The organism is Desulfobacula phenolica (assembly GCF_900105645.1).
GTDB lineage: Bacteria > Desulfobacterota > Desulfobacteria > Desulfobacterales > Desulfobacteraceae > Desulfobacula > Desulfobacula toluolica.
Genome location: NZ_FNLL01000012.1, coordinates 29,827 through 45,796, shown reverse-complemented (window position 1 = coordinate 45,796; position 15,970 = coordinate 29,827). Strand labels below are relative to the sequence as shown.

At 40.1% G+C, this 15,970-nt stretch carries 14 protein-coding genes; 3 read left to right on the top strand and 11 right to left on the bottom strand.

Annotated features, from left to right (window positions below):
* Positions 1 to 145 precede the first annotated feature (145 nt).
* From BLT94_RS17740 to BLT94_RS17710, 6 genes are all read right to left on the bottom strand, one after another.
* Complete coding sequence (locus BLT94_RS17740; protein ID WP_092237034.1) at positions 146 to 1,375, bottom strand: M23 family metallopeptidase; 1,230 nt, start codon at positions 1,373 to 1,375, stop codon at positions 146 to 148.
* A 418-nt stretch (positions 1,376 to 1,793) separates the two neighbouring features.
* Positions 1,794 to 5,315: a pyruvate:ferredoxin (flavodoxin) oxidoreductase gene (gene nifJ / locus BLT94_RS17735; protein ID WP_092237031.1), complete on the bottom strand. Its 3,522-nt coding sequence runs from the start codon at positions 5,313 to 5,315 to the stop codon at positions 1,794 to 1,796.
* Between the two features lie 206 nt (positions 5,316 to 5,521).
* Positions 5,522 to 7,282, bottom strand: a complete 1,761-nt coding sequence (locus BLT94_RS17730; RefSeq protein WP_092237028.1) for a VTT domain-containing protein — start codon at positions 7,280 to 7,282, stop codon at positions 5,522 to 5,524.
* A 160-nt stretch (positions 7,283 to 7,442) separates the two neighbouring features.
* Complete coding sequence (locus BLT94_RS17725; protein WP_092237025.1) at positions 7,443 to 8,291, bottom strand: sulfurtransferase; 849 nt, start codon at positions 8,289 to 8,291, stop codon at positions 7,443 to 7,445.
* Entirely contained in the window at positions 8,285 to 9,001 is a 717-nt protein-coding gene (locus BLT94_RS17720; protein ID WP_245743172.1) for a TVP38/TMEM64 family protein, read from the bottom strand. The genes BLT94_RS17725 and BLT94_RS17720 overlap by 7 nt, the downstream gene beginning before the upstream one ends.
* 641 nt (positions 9,002 to 9,642) lie before the next feature.
* Complete coding sequence (locus BLT94_RS17710; protein WP_014959413.1) at positions 9,643 to 9,843, bottom strand: cold-shock protein; 201 nt, start codon at positions 9,841 to 9,843, stop codon at positions 9,643 to 9,645.
* Positions 9,844 to 10,093: 250 nt separating this feature from the next.
* On the opposite strand from BLT94_RS17710, the gene BLT94_RS17705 reads away from it, so the two are divergent.
* Positions 10,094 to 10,282 (top strand): hypothetical protein, encoded by a 189-nt coding sequence (locus BLT94_RS17705; RefSeq protein ID WP_092237020.1) that lies wholly within the window; start codon positions 10,094 to 10,096, stop codon positions 10,280 to 10,282.
* Positions 10,283 to 10,290: 8 nt separating this feature from the next.
* Here BLT94_RS17705 and BLT94_RS17700 read toward each other — a convergent pair whose 3' ends face one another.
* The 4 genes from BLT94_RS17700 to BLT94_RS17685 all read right to left on the bottom strand — a co-directional run bounded on the left by BLT94_RS17700 (position 10,291) and on the right by BLT94_RS17685 (position 13,112).
* Positions 10,291 to 11,676, bottom strand: coding sequence for a sigma-54 interaction domain-containing protein (locus BLT94_RS17700; protein WP_092237017.1), 1,386 nt, complete (start codon positions 11,674 to 11,676; stop codon positions 10,291 to 10,293).
* 241 nt (positions 11,677 to 11,917) lie between these two features.
* Entirely contained in the window at positions 11,918 to 12,103 is a 186-nt protein-coding gene (locus BLT94_RS17695; protein ID WP_092237014.1) for a ferredoxin, read from the bottom strand.
* A complete protein-coding gene (locus BLT94_RS17690; protein ID WP_092237011.1) occupies positions 12,100 to 12,360 on the bottom strand; it encodes a hypothetical protein in 261 nt (86 codons plus the stop codon). The genes BLT94_RS17695 and BLT94_RS17690 overlap by 4 nt, the downstream gene beginning before the upstream one ends.
* Before the next feature lie 59 nt (positions 12,361 to 12,419).
* Positions 12,420 to 13,112: a DVU0298 family protein gene (locus BLT94_RS17685; protein ID WP_092237009.1), complete on the bottom strand. Its 693-nt coding sequence runs from the start codon at positions 13,110 to 13,112 to the stop codon at positions 12,420 to 12,422.
* 492 nt (positions 13,113 to 13,604) lie between these two features.
* Between BLT94_RS17685 and BLT94_RS17680 the strand changes: the two genes are divergently transcribed.
* Both BLT94_RS17680 and BLT94_RS17675 read left to right on the top strand, forming a co-directional pair.
* Positions 13,605 to 13,991, top strand: a complete 387-nt coding sequence (locus tag BLT94_RS17680) for a hypothetical protein (protein WP_092237006.1) — start codon at positions 13,605 to 13,607, stop codon at positions 13,989 to 13,991.
* Positions 13,992 to 14,054: 63 nt separating this feature from the next.
* Positions 14,055 to 14,717, top strand: a complete 663-nt coding sequence (locus tag BLT94_RS17675) for a transglutaminase-like domain-containing protein (protein ID WP_092237004.1) — start codon at positions 14,055 to 14,057, stop codon at positions 14,715 to 14,717.
* A gap of 11 nt (positions 14,718 to 14,728) precedes the next feature.
* Here BLT94_RS17675 and BLT94_RS17670 read toward each other — a convergent pair whose 3' ends face one another.
* Complete coding sequence (locus tag BLT94_RS17670) at positions 14,729 to 15,796, bottom strand: uroporphyrinogen decarboxylase/cobalamine-independent methonine synthase family protein (protein WP_092237000.1); 1,068 nt, start codon at positions 15,794 to 15,796, stop codon at positions 14,729 to 14,731.
* Positions 15,797 to 15,970 lie beyond the last annotated feature (174 nt).

Here is a 15,970-nt window from a genome sequence, read left to right as displayed (position 1 = left end):
CAAAAACAAAAACCCCATACCATTAAATTAATGGGTCATGGTGAAATATATTATGCTATCCTGCACCGTAAAAACAGTAAAATCAAGCAAAGGTTTTTCTTTTGACTTATCCGCTTATGGATAAAATCAAGATCACATAAATTTTTTATGTCGGGGTTTTAGCTGATGCACCAGGCTTGAACACCATTAAGATTTTTGCTGATAATTTTTGTATTTTTGCCAGAAATCGATCCATTTCATCCGGATTGACAGGTTTTTCAGATGGTGGTCTGTGCTTGAGCGGGTCAATCAGTTTTCCATTTTTCTTCATGCGAAAATCCAGGTGTGGACCTGTAGCATACCCGGTCATCCCAACATATCCGATCACATCCCCCTGGAGTACCTGTTTGTTTTGCTTCATGCCTTTGGCAAATTTGCTCATATGATTATAACTGGTGATATATCCATTGTAATGACGAATGTTGATATAATTTCCCATTCCCTTGTTATAACCGATTTGAGTTATAACACCATCTCCAACTGTTTTAATGGGTGTCCCCTTTGGAGCGGCATAATCCACTCCAGGATGGGAGCGATACTCTTTTAAAATGGGATGCATTCTTTTTTTGGTAAATTTGGATGAAATACGTGAAAATGCAAGAGGAGCCTTTAAAAATGCTTTTTGAAGACTATTTCCATTCTCGTCATAATATCCGGGTATTCCTTTCGAATCCTTGTGCAAAAAAGCTTTAAACAGAGTGCCGTTATTGGTAAAAAAGGCGGCATGAATTTGCCCGTAACCGGCTGATTTACCATTTCTATAACGTTTTTCCACAAGAATTTTAAACTGGTCTCCGGGTTGGATATCTCTTATAAAATCAATGTCCCAGGCAAAAATATCCGACAGGCTCAATGCCAGTTGGATTCCTTCTCCTGATTTTTTAACGGCTTCAAACAAACTGGAGGTAATGGTGGAAGAGACCATCTCAAGAATCACATCATATTCTATAGGCACCTGATCAATTGAAAATATATCTTTGTTTTTTTGAATGACCAGCCGGTCGTTTTTATCTATCTCATATTCAAATCCGACCAGATTGTTTTCCTTCAAAATAATTTTGTATGGCTGACCTTTCCTGATATGGGCCAATGTAAAACCATCTGAACTGCGCCTGCTGATCTCGTATATTGTTTGTAACGGAAGATATTTATTCAACAGGGATGATGCCGTATCTCCATGCTTCACAATCCCTTTTACAACTTGAATGTCCGGCAGGGTCATGGAAAACCTCTTTTGGGTATTACTGCCTGAATTTGAAGCAAAAACACTATTCACCAACAGGGCCAAAATAATGCCGGTAAAAAACAATATAAAAACAAATTTTTTTGTAACCATATTTTATTTCCATTAATACATTTTTAACTCAACTTTCTGACCCTACCAATGACCCCACCAAAATTTTACCAACTCCGAAAGTTGCATTTTTAAGCCGAAGTTTCGGCATCATATACAAACAAATCTCAGTCGTAAAGGTTAAATCAATTTTCATACCAGAATGGCTGATTGCCGTTAAATAAACTGATATGAATCGTAATGACGGGGTTCGCAGAACAATGACATATACAACCGTATACAATCAATTAATTTTATTTAAACGATATTAATTAAATTTAATTATAATCGAGGATATTCCATAGAAATCAATCAAAATACTATTTTTCCCCTATCATCAGACGGCAAGGGTTTATAAAAATAAAAACAGGCCGGAAATTTTAATTCCGGCCTGTTTTAAGACACTGCTTATCTGATTAAACTACTCTTTTTCGTTTTCTTCGGTAGCTGTCATCATTTTATACATGGTGTATTTATCAGTTACCTCTTCTTCAATTTTAGCTCTCAGGCGTTTTGATTCTTCAGGGAAACTCTTTTCAAGGGCTGCAAACCTGGTTTCGCCGCCAAGAAATTCCTGCAAAGTTCCGTCAGGCGCTTTTGAATCAAGTGTAAAAGGATTTTTTCCTTCTTTGATCAGTTCAGGGTTATACCTGTATAATGGCCAGTAACCGGATTCAACCGCCAGTTTTCCTTCAAGCTGGGATTTGCCCATGCCTTTTCTGATGCCCTGGTTAATACAGGGGGCATAACAGATAACCAGAGAGGGGCCGGGATATTTTTCCGCTTCAAGCAGGGCTTTCATGGTCTGATTCTTGTTGGCCCCCATGGAGATGGACGCAACATAGACATATCCGTAGCTCATGATCATGCGGCCAAGGTCTTTTTTGCCGATTTTCTTACCCGAGGCAGCATATTTGGCAATGGCACCGGTTGGTGTTGCTTTGGAAGACTGACCACCTGTATTGGAATAAACCTCAGTATCCAAAACCAGAATATTGATATCTTCTCCCGAGGCAAGGACATGATCCAAACCGCCGAATCCAATATCATATGCCCAGCCGTCACCGCCAAAAACCCAGTGGGATTTTTTTACAAACACATCTTTTTCATCATAGATATCTTTTAAGACGCCTTCAGCAGAATCCTTTAACATGGTCTTTAAAGCAAACGCATATTTTTTGGATTCTTCTGCATCGTCTTTTCCTGCAAGCCAGCCTTTTAATGCATCTTTCAGGTCTGAAGATATATCGGTTTCAAGAGCCTGTTCCATCTTGGCTGCCAGAACTTTTCTTCTGGTAGACGTTGCCAGCATCATGCCATAGCCAAATTCTGCAGCATCTTCAAACAAAGAGCTTGCATATGCCGGACCTTCACCGTCTGCATTGGTGCAATACGGAGTTGAAGGGGCTGATCCTCCCCAGATGGATGAGCATCCTGTTGCATTGGCAATGGTCATTCTTTCACCGAAAAGCTGGGTCAATAATTTCACATAAGGTGTTTCACCACATCCTGCACATGCACCGGAGAACTCAAGAAGGGGTTGATACATCTGGCTTCCCTTAACGGTTTCTCTTTTAAGAATATCGGTTTTAAACGGAATGGTTTTGGAAAATTTATGATTTTCCACCTGGCCTTCAATCTGGCTGGCAAGAGGTTTCATCTCAAGAGCAGGAGTTTTGGCAGGACAGATATCCGCACAATTTCCACACCCCAGACAATCCAAGGGATTGACCTGGATTCTGAATTTATATGCGTCCATTCCTTTGCCTTTGCCGTCAACCGTAACAAAATTTTCAGGTGCATTGGCAAGTTCTTCATCTGTAACAACAATTGGAATAATTGCTGCATGTGGACATACAAAAGCACATTGGTTGCACTGAATACAATTTTCAGCAATCCATTCAGGAACACTTATGGCCACGCCTCTTTTTTCATACTGGGCCGTTCCCTGTTCAAAAACGCCGTCCGGGGCAAACGCACTTACAGGAAGATCATCTCCGCCTTGGGCACTGATTTTTTTCATGACGTTATCCACAAAGGGTGTGGTCTTTTCAACAGTTTTTTCTTGGCTTACCCCTTCTTTCCAGGATTCCGGAACAGTGATTTCAACAAGGTTGTCAAGAGTTTTATCAACCGCTTCAATATTCATGTTGACAATTTTTTCACCCTTTTTGCCGAACATGACGTTTATATCTTCCTTGAGAAGACTGATGGCTTCATCCACAGGAAGAACATTGGCAAGCTTGAAAAAACAGGTCTGCATGATCATGTTGATCCTGCCGCCCAGACCCACTTCCCCGGCGATTTTAACCGCATCAATATTAAAAAATTTGATCTTTTTATCATAAATGGTTTTTCGTACATCACCCGGAATATAGTTTTCCATGTCTTCAATAGACCATGGAGAATTAAGAAGAAAGGTTCCCCCTTCTTTTAATCCCTTGAGGACATCATAAATTTCCACATAATTGGATTTATGGCAGGCTACAAAATCAGAATCATCAATCAGATAGGTTGACTGAATTGGCACATCACCGAATCTTAAATGGGAAACCGTCAATCCCCCTGATTTTTTTGAATCATAGGCAAAGTATCCTTGAGCATACTTGTCTGTGTTGTCACCGATAATGGCAATGGCGCTCTGGTTTGCACCAACGGTTCCATCAGCACCCAGGCCCCAGAATTTAGCGGCAATTGTTCCTTTTGGTGCAGGGTTAAAACCGGTTTTTACATCCAGAGAGGTATGGGTGACATCGTCAATAATCCCCACTGTAAAATGATTTTTCGGCTGAACAGATTTCATATTATCAAAAACAGCCTTGATCATGTTCGGGTTAAATTCTTTGGAGGAAAGACCATATCTGCCGCCGACAATCTTGGGACTTTCACCGTATTCCATGAATGCGGTACACACATCAGTATACAAAGGATCGCCAATGGCACCAGGTTCCTTGGTCCTGTCAAGAACCGTTATGGTTTCAACAGTTGACGGAAGGGCTCTTAAAAAGCTTTGTGTGTCAAAGGGCCTGTATAGACGAACCTTGACAAGTCCAAGTCTTTCGCCCTGTGCATTGAGCTGATTAATGGATTCTTCAATGGCTTCGCAACCGGAACCCATGGCCACAATCACCCGGTCGGCTTCGGGATCTCCCACATAATCAAACAGGCTGTATTCGCGACCTGTCAGATCACTGACCTTCTTCATGTAATCTTTTACAATAGCAGGAATTTTAAGATAATATGAATTGGCAGCTTCTCTGCCCTGAAAATAAATGTCAGGATTCTGGGCTGTTCCTCTGGTATCCGGGTGTTCAGGATTTACGGCACGACTTTTAAATGCCTTGTAAGCCTCATAATTAAACAAGGATGCCATGTCTTTATAATCAATCATTTCTATCTTCTGGATTTCATGGGAAGTTCTGAATCCATCATAAAAATGAACAAATGGAACCCGGCCCTCAACAGTTGCCAGATGGGCAACCAACGCCATGTCCTGTGCTTCCTGGACAGAGTTGGAAGCAAGCATGGCAAACCCTGTCTGACGAACAGCCATGACATCCTGGTGATCACCGAAAATGGAAAGTGCATGACCTGAAATAGCACGGGCAGTTACATGAAAAACACAAGGAAGCAGCTCGCCGGCAATTTTATACATATTGGGTATTTTAAGCAAAAGTCCCTGGGATGCGGTAAAGGATGATGTAAGAGCGCCTGCTGCAAGAGAACCATGAACCGCTCCTGCGGCACCTGCTTCAGACTGCATCTGTTTAATGTTCAACACCTGGCCGAATATATTTTTTCTGCCTTTTGATGCCCATGTATCCGCGATTTCACCCAACGGGCTTGATGGTGTAATAGGATATATAGCTGCAACTTCACTCATGGCATAAGCCACATGAGTTGCTGCTGTATTTCCATCAATGGTCTGCATTGTTTTTTTCATAATTTCACCTCGTTTATATTTGTTTCAAACAATTAAAATTCTATAATAATTTTTCACTCATACAACAAACGACCGGACAAGTAAATAATTGAAAAAACTCAATACATAAAATATTTGTGACAAAAATAAAAGAACTATTTTTTTTATTGAAAAAATTTTTCGTTTTGTAAACAATTTTTTTGTTGGAAATTGTATGTTTTATGCGGCTATAGATCTTCAGGTTTGATTTTTTTGAAAAATACAGGAATAAGAGATAGAAGAATAATTATTCCCAAACCTGCAAAAAATTTGATGGAGAGTTTGCCCTGTAAAACTTCCAGCACAGAGCCGGATAAAAGAATATATCCGATGCATCCGGGAAGCATGCATATAAACGAGGTGATAAAATAGGTGGTGAATTTTATTCGAGTAAGACCCAGGGCATAGCTCAAAAGATTAAAGGGAACGAGCGGTACAAGTCTTGTAATGGCAACGATTTTCCATCCATGCTTTTCAGTCTGTCTTTTTAGTTTAAGCCAGGACGGATTTGTAAGTTTTGATTCAATCCATTCTGAGGCAACATATCTTGACACAAGAAAGGCAAGACAAGCACCTGATGTGGCTCCGGTTATTCCGTAGACCACTCCTTGAAACGGGCCGAAAATCAATCCTCCGGCAATTATAAAAGGTGCGCCTGGCAAAAAAAACACAGGAGAAAAAGCAACAATGATCATATACACCAAAGGGGCAAGAGAACCAAAACCGTTTATATAGGTTTGAATGGCTTCCTGATTGAAAATTTCTTCGGCACCTGTCATTTTTATACCTGCCACTCCGGCGGCAAGTATAACCATAATCAATACTTTAAAAATTTTTGTCATTCTTTGATGTTCTACTGGAAAATAAACTTTTTCCATAACATCGTGCTTGGCCTGTTTTTTTAATTTTCTTTTCAGATTTAGCCTGTGAAAATAGGTAAACGGGGCAGATGATGGTTTGACTGATCCTTGCATGGTCTTTTCCGGTTCAAATAAAAGATCCAGAACATGATCGGTTTGAACTGTTTTTCCAAGCAAAGAACAGCATCCTGCACAATAGGTAATGATCCTTTTATCAGCTGCTTCTTTTTTTCGGGTATTGCCCCAATTAGATGCAAAATCAGGAGCAACAAACAGAACCGATCCCCCTTCACCGCAGCAGACGGTTTTTTCCCTGCAATGTTTCATCTCTTTTATTTCAAGCCCATTGTCTGTCAGAAGTTTTCGAACATAGTTGTGCATATCTGTTTCAAATCTTGTCACGCATGGGTCATGAACGGTAACACAGCCAATCAGTTTATTGGTTGCTGTTCTTTGTTGTTTTGCAAGAATTTCATAAATAGATTTAGTTTTCAACTTTTTCGAATAAGTTGAAAAAACAGTGTAACAGTTTGGGCAGGCGGTTATTACGGTTTTAACCTTGTTGTCGTATAAAAAATGTTCCAGGGCCAAAAAATTTTTGTTGAAAAAATCATCCCGGCCAAGATCATGTGACGGTTTTGCACAGCAGTCAAGCACAATTCCAATACCGGGAATTTTGTTTTTCAGCCAGGAATATATCTGTTCTGTGCGTTTGGTCCGTGTGCCGGTAAAGGTGCAGCCAGGAAAAAAAACAGTTGTACAGGCGTCCGGCAGCTTATAAAGAGAGTATCTTTTGGAAAGCCCTTTTTTTTCATAAGCCAGAATTGCCTTATGTTCCGGCATGATTTTTCCGGTCTGAGTCCATACTGCATTTCGCATTTGAAAAAAGACCTTGCACGGATCAATGTGTTTGGGGCACAGGGATGAACAAAGACCACACAAACTGCACTCAAATGATATTAATTCATTTGCACGACCAGCATAAAAATCTGCAGCTATTTTTCCAGGGTTCCCGTAATATTGAAGAAATGCACATTCTTTGACACAAACGTCGCATCCTGTACATTTCATGGCAAGAGTCTTCATCATATTTCAAAAATATCGTTTAATTTTGATTATATTCGCCTGTCTCCATGGGCATATTATCATCTGCAGACCATTCATATATTGATGCTTCATAATTTTTTACCTTTTCAAAGCCAACTGCTTTGAGGATCATGGATGAAAATCCAGATCTTATACCCATAGTTCAGTAAAGAACAAATTCATCCCCCGGCTTGATACCTATTCCAGCCATCAACTCTATAATTTTTCCGGGTGATTTAACACTTGCGTCCTTGTTCATAAGCCAGGTCCAATCCAACCATTGAGAACCTTTAATATGACCACCCCTGGCCTCTCCCCTGGAAGTGTCATCTCCTGTAAATTCCTTAAGGCTTCTGACATCAACAATTTTTATTGTGTCCAAATTTTTAAAAATATACTCCTGGTTTGCCCTGAAAGATTCATCATAATCTTTTAAAACAATATTCTCAGCACAAACCGGGATGACAGGTTCCCTGGAAAGCTCATATCCACATCTTTTCCAGAGTTCAAGACCGCCATATAACAATCTTACATTGTCCAGTCCTGCCATTTTCATTTGCCAGACAGCTCTGCCGCCGCCGCCAGGGCCTTTAAAAATATCAGAATACGCAACCACAAGTTTATTGTTATCAATCCCCAGAGATTCAAGTTTTTTTGTCAGTCTATCTTTGGGAAGAATGGTTCCCCACTCCTTATCCCCTGGTTTTCCCATACAATTTGACAAGCCTTTAAACCCAATACTTACAGCACCTGGAATATGTCCTTTTCCGTAAACTTTGGGATGGCTTGCATCCAGAATAACTATATTGTCATGACCAAGTTTTTGTTGCAGTTCATGAGGAGTAATAAAAATGTCACTGCCGTTTTTAAACTGACAAATATCAATATTTAAATATTTTTTCGTATCAACAACAGGTTGTTTTGTTCTGTTGTTTGCCACCAATACAGCTAGCACAGCAACAATTGCTATAATTACCGAGGCTATTACAAACAGCGTTTTTTTGCTCAACATACCTCCTTTATCTGTTTTTCAGTTTGCATATGAAGCTTTTGAGCTTTCTTGTTCTGCCATATTTTTTTAAGCATTATTGTGAGAATAGTTAAGGCAAACAAAAGCAACAGGCCCAAAACAAACTTTTGAGCGCCTCCTGCAAGCATTTCTCCCGCATATGAATAAATAATGGTTGCAGGAAGCTGACCTATGCCTGTTGCCCATAAAAAAGGCCAGAATCCCATTGAGGTCAAGCCAGCCGCATAACTGACAATATCAAAAGATATAAAGGGAAGAAGCCGTGCAATGAGAATGGTATATGATCCATATTTTTTAAAAAAATCATCCATATTGTTAAGAGCTGGTTTAGATGTGAGCTTTTCAACCACACCTCTTCCAAACCACTTTGCGATAAAAAAACATAATGCAGCTCCTGCCATTGCACTTGACCATGAAAGTGTCGCTCCTTTTATCCAACCAAAAAGAGCTGCATTGGAAAATGTAATTAAAAATGCGGGAAGCGGTGCCACAACTGATTGAAACAGCATTAACCAAAAAGAAACAACCGGTGCCCATATACCAAAAGACAGTATATACCCTTTGATATATTCCACATCATACATTCCAAAAAGGAAAAAAAGCTGCTCTATCATATCCCGTAAGGGTTTTACAAATACACACATAAGTATGATAATCAATGCTATCAGCAGAACCCACTTTTTATTTTTCAAAATCCACCTTTTTGTTTATTGTTCAAAAAATAAAAAAATCCATTGAATTTCAATTACTGCCACAAGCAGACCTGTCTTTTGCTCAGATTTGCCAACAACAAAGACGAAAATCACTTGTTTGGATTTTTAAATACCTTCATGTAAAATCAAACTCCTATAGCTTCATGGATTGATGATTGTCAATTTGATAATACTTATGTGAATCACTATCTGTATTAGAAATATCTATATGACTCGGAGAGAACAGAAGAATTCTGTTCGTTTTCATTAAGCTATAATAAAAAATTAGAAAATTATTTTGAACAAAATAATTTAGATGATCTTAATGAATATATGTCCTGGTGGGCCTGTTTTCAAGAAAAGGCTTAACAGTCAAAGGATTCATATGTTTCAGAAAAAATAACGTTTCCATCGTCTCCGATTCAAAAGCCTTCTAAGCCTGGAATGAAAAAAAAGGCAAAAAAGAAAAAAAAGCAGGCCAAGGCATCAAAAAAAAGAACCGCCGTTAACAAAATGCCGGACCACCAATTTGTTTTTGCTTTGTATAAAAACGCAAAGACCCTGAACAGAATACTGTCCAGGGTCTTTTATTTTTCAAGTCATTGAACTGACTTTTTTCTCAAGCAAATAAAACGGTTAACTTATAATACGCTTACATTTGCTGCTGCAGGACCTTTTTGTCCTTGTTCAATATCAAATGAAACGCGATCCCCCTCATTCAGGGATTTAAAACCTGTAGAATTGATAGCTGAGTGATGTACGAAAACATCGTTTCCGCTTTCTTGTTCGATAAATCCAAAACCTTTTGAGTCGTTAAACCATTTTACGATACCGTTCGCCATATTGGCAATCTCCTGTAATAAAAATAAAAAAAAATTCTAACTTTGGGGGGTAATACCAATTTTATTGTCTGGAATGTACACCTTTGAAAGAAAATTTATACGCTTAACATAAAGCAATATAATCTTCATATAATAAAAGAGCGTGGGTTGAAAGTCAAGCGCTAAATTATTTTTTATTATAAATCATTGATTTTAATTTCTTTGCCGGGTATCGTCGGATAATGCCTTGATTGTAAACGGAGGAGATGAAATGGACAATAAGATCAATTCAATCGTATTTGACGCCGAATTCAGGTTTTGCCCGATTTGCGGTTACAGTGATGGATTTCATACCATGTTAAAACAGGACAAGGATAGACTCAGGTGGCTGTTTATCTGTCCTTCCTGCCATGAAATATTTGATATCGGATATACTTTGGAAAATTTAAAGAAAAAATAATTTGCTCATCAAAACTGATCCGCATAGGTTTTAAGCTCTTCATTACGGGCAAGAAACCTGTAAAGGGTTGCCCGTCCAACACCCAATACCTTGGCTGCCTTGGATTTATTACCGCCTGTTTTTTTTATTGCCGTTTTAACAGATTCAATGTCAAGCTTGCCTTTGGCAGTAAGGATCTCCGGGGCTGGCGGCGTGTTTGCTGTTTTAACGCTGAAAATTTTATTTTCAGTGATCTCCATGGGAAGATCCGATGGCAAAATCTTATTGCCCCTTGAGCGCACTACGGAAAACTGGATAACATTTTTTAATTCTCTGACATTTCCCGGCCAATGATAATCAAGCATGACATCAAGGGTCTCTTCGGCAAGCTGTGGAACACCATTTTTGCTTTCTTTTTCCGCTTCCTTTAAAAAATGGGCAGCTAAAAGCGGGATGTCGTTTTTTCGCTGTCGTAAAGGCGGCAGGTGGATGGGAATCACATTCAGCCGGTAGTAAAGGTCTTCCCTGAAATTACCGGCCAGAACTTCCGCCTTGAGGTTTTTATTGGTGGCACTGATAATCCTGACATCCACAGATACTTTTTTTTCACCGCCGACTTTTTCAAAAGAGCCTTCCTGTAAGAATCTTAGAAGTTTTACCTGGGTTTTTAAAGGCAGATCCGCCACTTCATCCAGAAACAGCGTTCCCTTATGGGCCAGTTCAAACCGTCCTTTTCTTTCTTTTATGGCACCGGAAAAAGCGCCTTTGACATGTCCGAACAATTCACTTTCCACAATTCCTTCGGGAAGTGCCCCGCAATTTACAGGTACAAAAGCACCGTTACCGTATGAACTGATATCATGAATGGCATATGCCACCCTTTCTTTTCCGGTTCCCGTATCCCCTGAAACATGGACGGGATAATTGTACATGGCAACATCCCGGATCTGCCTGAAAATATCCTGCATGGTTTTGTCTTTGCCGATGATGCCGGCAAAGCTTGAAAGGGTTTCAGCTTTTAATGACAGGTTAAAGGATTCGGTCACGTCTTTGAAGGATGCAAGAACTCCCTTGAATACATTGTCATGGCTGATGATGGCTGAAACGGTCATTTCAAGCTGACGGGCAGAACCGTCTTTGGTAATAATGTTCAAAGGATATTCTTTTGTGTCAAATGGAAAGTCCGGCGGGCCGTCACAAAAAGAACATTTTCCTCCGCAAAACGGCTCCTGAAAAACCATATGGCAGTCTTTTCCGATCACCTCTTCTTTTAAATAACCGGTGATTCTTTCCGCTTCCTTATTAAAAACCGTAATGATCCTGTTTGTGGTATGGGCAATGATACCGAGTTTCAGGTTGTCGAGAACAAGCTTGAGATTGTCGTGATCCAGCAGAGTGTGTGTCAAATCAGCCATTTTCCATTTTCCAGACATAAAAAAAACAATGTGTTTATATGAAAGTTCTGGTAATCCCAATCGAGACTTTCACGCTTTGTCGCGGGCAAACTCTGTGAAAGACCAAGTCTGCCTGTGGCAGTTATTATGGATACTGATTAGGTAAATGACACATTTGTGTATCAGACGCAATGTTTTTTTTGGGGGTTAATTCGGAAAATAAAACCTGAAGTTTCGATTAAAAAACCGTATAGCATAAAAATTATTCCCAGCAGATACAATCTTTTGGACAATTTTTTACGGCTTCATGAATATCCTCATCTGAATAGTCATCCAGTTCAAGCAGTTCGATAAAGCCCGCATCATTTATTTTAAAGGCATGAGGGGCCACATCAACACACACTTCACAAAGGATGCAACAGGATATGTCTAAAATCGGGATTTTCATGATATTGAACTACCATATGTTTTCATTAAATGTTTTCCTTTTTTAACGCGGCACTCCAACAGCCTTTTTTGCTTGTGTGACTGCTTTTCTTTTTGTGCAAGATCAAGCAGTCGGTAACCGGAATCCAGAAGAATACCGTAAAGGATGCCGCAGTCAGGGTCTTCCCGCTGTTCATATCCCGTCTGGGCCAGTCTGATCATCTCCCTGGCAAGGTCAATTGTTCGATCGATATTGATATCACATTTTTTTTCAAGCATGACCTTGTCCTTCATTTTTATTTTGTTTATACATGTCCGGCTGATGCTGTTTTTTAAGGTTAAGCAAATACTTTGTGGCTTTCACAGGACAGGGCCATATCTGAAATACGGGTTGCAACAAAATTCCAGCCTGTAAAAATGTTGATCTGCTGCATGTCGGTGATAATATTTTCAGGCACAAGACTACAGTCAAAGTCCCCGGCATTGATCAGGGCTCTTATGGCATATCCCCGTTTAACAGGATCTGTGGAGTGTAAATATCCATACAGTAGTCCTTTTGTTTTTTCATTCAAATCATGGGGTGAGGATTCAAGATATGTCCCGATTCCCCATAAAATACCTCTTTGAAGCATTTCATGCTCAAGATAATTGCCTTCCGGATCAAGGTATGAAAAAAGAATGGATTTGAATTCCAGTGCAAGTTCCGGGCTTTGACAGAGAATTTCTCCCATGGCTTCGGGTGATCCCCACCCGATTCCGCCGGATTCGTCATTCAGGTTCCACATAATCCGCCGAAGAAGGATTCTTGATTTTTCAATGTCACGGCGTCCCATTCGAGATCCAAGGGTTCCCATTGCGGCAATGCTGCGAAATTTAATCCGCTCGTCTTTATGGTAAAAATGAGAAAAAAGATGTCCCACCAATTGTTCGTCAGGTATTTGTTCCAACAATTTCATGGCGGTTTCTCTGTGGGGTTCCAGAAGGATTTTTCCAACTTTTTCTTTTGTTTGTCTTCCATAGGGTTTTCTCATGGTGCAACCCCCTTTTTGTTTGTACGAAAGTCTTCAAAAATCCAAACAGCGACTTTCAATCTTTGTTATGGGCAAACCAAGGTGAAAGACCAGGTCTGCCCGTGGCAGTTATTTAAAATATGAGCATTAATAATAAATTAAGCAAAAAGCGTGCCTGTCTTTGGAGTGCTGCTTTTTGGGGCTGTATGGACGAATTGGTCTGATAAATTGTCAGGGATAAGTGTCTCATAATGTGGGACAGTGTTGTTTCCGGTCGCGGTTTTTTGTGCAAGATGGGACAGTGTGAGTCAATTGATGGAGATCTTTTATTGTGTGAAATTCAAAAAAAGGGCATCTGTTTTACAGCCGGGTGCTGATTTTTTCCGGAATTGCCTCAATCAATAAAGAGTAACAATATCAGTCATCAGCCTTGAAATAATAAAATGAAAGATTTACTTTTAGATGTTTTTTTATCATGATCATAAAATTTAAACTATTAAAAGGAAGAACAAAATGGGATTGTTTGATAAAATAAAAAAAGGATTTAAAAGCGCACTTGCATACGCAAAGATGGATGATTTTTTGATCGATTACATTGATGGTGTCTTGTGTGAACGATGGCAGAAAGTATCAGAAAGAAAGCCTGCCAATGTAGCAGGAATAAGCCTTGAAGAAGAAGCCGAGTATAACTTCATATATCAGCACCAGGGAAACACCATGCGGGTGGAGCTTGAACATGAATATCCAATGCTTGAGATTGAAGTTCAAAGCGGTTTCAATAAATATGAAACCAGGATACAGGTGAGCGACTTTGTTGAAAAGGCAGGAACAGACTTTTTCATTAAAAACGAAACAGAACTCAGACATATCATCACTGAAATGGCCGAAATGGTGGAATAAACTGGCATTTTATGCTGACATAAAGAAAATTTGTTGCAATGAAAAGGAAATAAGGTTTGAATTATGGAAAAATATCTTACCCCCACATATTATATTGACAGTGATCATCCAAAAGTGCTTGAGTTTGCAGGGCGCAATTGCAACCCTGTTGAAACCGATATGCAAAAGGCGGTTAGTCTTTATTATGCAGTCAGGGACGGCATCCGGTATAACCCCTACAGCATTGTACCGCCAAAAAAATCCATGAAGGCAAGTTCTGTCCTGAATAAAGGATATGGATTTTGTGTGGCCAAGGCTGTTTTGCTGGCCGCCTGCGCCAGGAGCATGAAGATTCCGGCAAGACTTGGATTCGCAGATGTTAAAAATCATCTGAATACAGAGCGTTTAAAAAAATTGATGGGAACCGATGTGTTTATGTATCATGGTTATACCGAATTGTTTTTAAACAACATCTGGGTAAAGGCAACCCCTGCATTCAACCTGGAGCTTTGCAATAATTTTAGTGTAAAGCCTTTGGAGTTTGACGGAACAAAAGATTCCATATTTCACGTTTTTGATAAAAAAGGTAACCGGCATATGGAATATGTAAAAGAATACGGCTCTTTTGCCGACCTTCCCTGGGATACCATTATTGCCACATTAATGCAGAATTATCCGCGGTATTTTAAAGAGCTGGAAATACGGTCCACAGATTTTTCAGCAGAAGCCTTAACGGAAAATCAATAGCTGTTTAAGCATTATACGCTTCTGAATTCTGCTGATACCTCTTGGGTAAGTTTTAATACTTTTTTGGCCGAACCAAGATCCAGTGAGCCTGTGCCGCAGCTGGGAGTAATAAATGCCTGGGACAAGATGGTCTCTTTATCAATACCTGTTTTATCCGATAATTCGTCCATCTGTTCATGAAGCATCCGGGTAAGTTTTTGGGTGGTTTGCGCCGAAATGACTTCGGGTTTGTCTGTGGGTACAATGCCCCAGGCCAGAAGTTTTCCCTGGTCCAGGTAGGTTTTAATCATTTCCGGGTAAAGTATGAATTTGTCAAAAAAAGAATAGGCATCAAAGCTGATGATATCCAGTTTTGATTCCAAAAGCATATCCCATTCCGTGTTGGCACAGACATGGACACCTGCCAGGCCGTTTTCAGCATGGATTTCCTGGATGATCTCATCAATGCTCTGGGTTACGTCTTCTTTGGTAATGGTAATATAGGCGGATGTTCCAAATCCTGCCAGGGCAGGTTCGTCAATGAAGATAATTGGAACCGCCCCTCTTTTTGAAAATTCTGCGGCCTGCCACCTGGCATTCATGGCCAGTTTTTTTATGGCGATGTCTTTTAACTGGTCGTTGTAAAAAATATCTTTGTCCTGTTCATCCTTTACTGCGGTTCCAAAGGTGATAGGGCCGGTTACCTGGCCTTTAAGGGCAATAAACGGAGCCTTTTTTTCATCCACCTGTTTTAAGAATTCAAAAAATCCTTTGCCTCTTTTGCCGGAAAGGGCAAACCGTGAGGCACCAAGATCAGTTGCGGATTCGCAGACAGCCAGATACTCTTCAAAATAGGCAATCAACTCTTCATCAAACCCCGGCAGTGAGGTGTCCAGGATGCTTTTTCCGGTTTCACCGGTGAAGCCGGGCAGCCCGGGAAGAAATTGATCTATCATGCCTTCTTCCTTGTAAAGCGGCAGTTGTACCCAAAGCGGGATATCAGGTGTGTGGTCAAGAACCAGTTTTGTTGCTTTTTCATGGTTGTCCATGGGGAGGCTTCCGATTAACAGGGGCAGTCCGTTGGCTTTAAAATTTTTCATCTTTTTCCCATCCAAAGTTGATTTGATCCCGGTATTTGCTTGCTCTATAAAGAGCTAATATAGCATCTTTAGCACTGAATGAGAATAGTGGGCCGGAACAAAAATCAGGCTTGATCACAACACCAGTCTGACCTCATTGGTTTGACCTCATTGGTTTGACCTCATTGGTCTAAC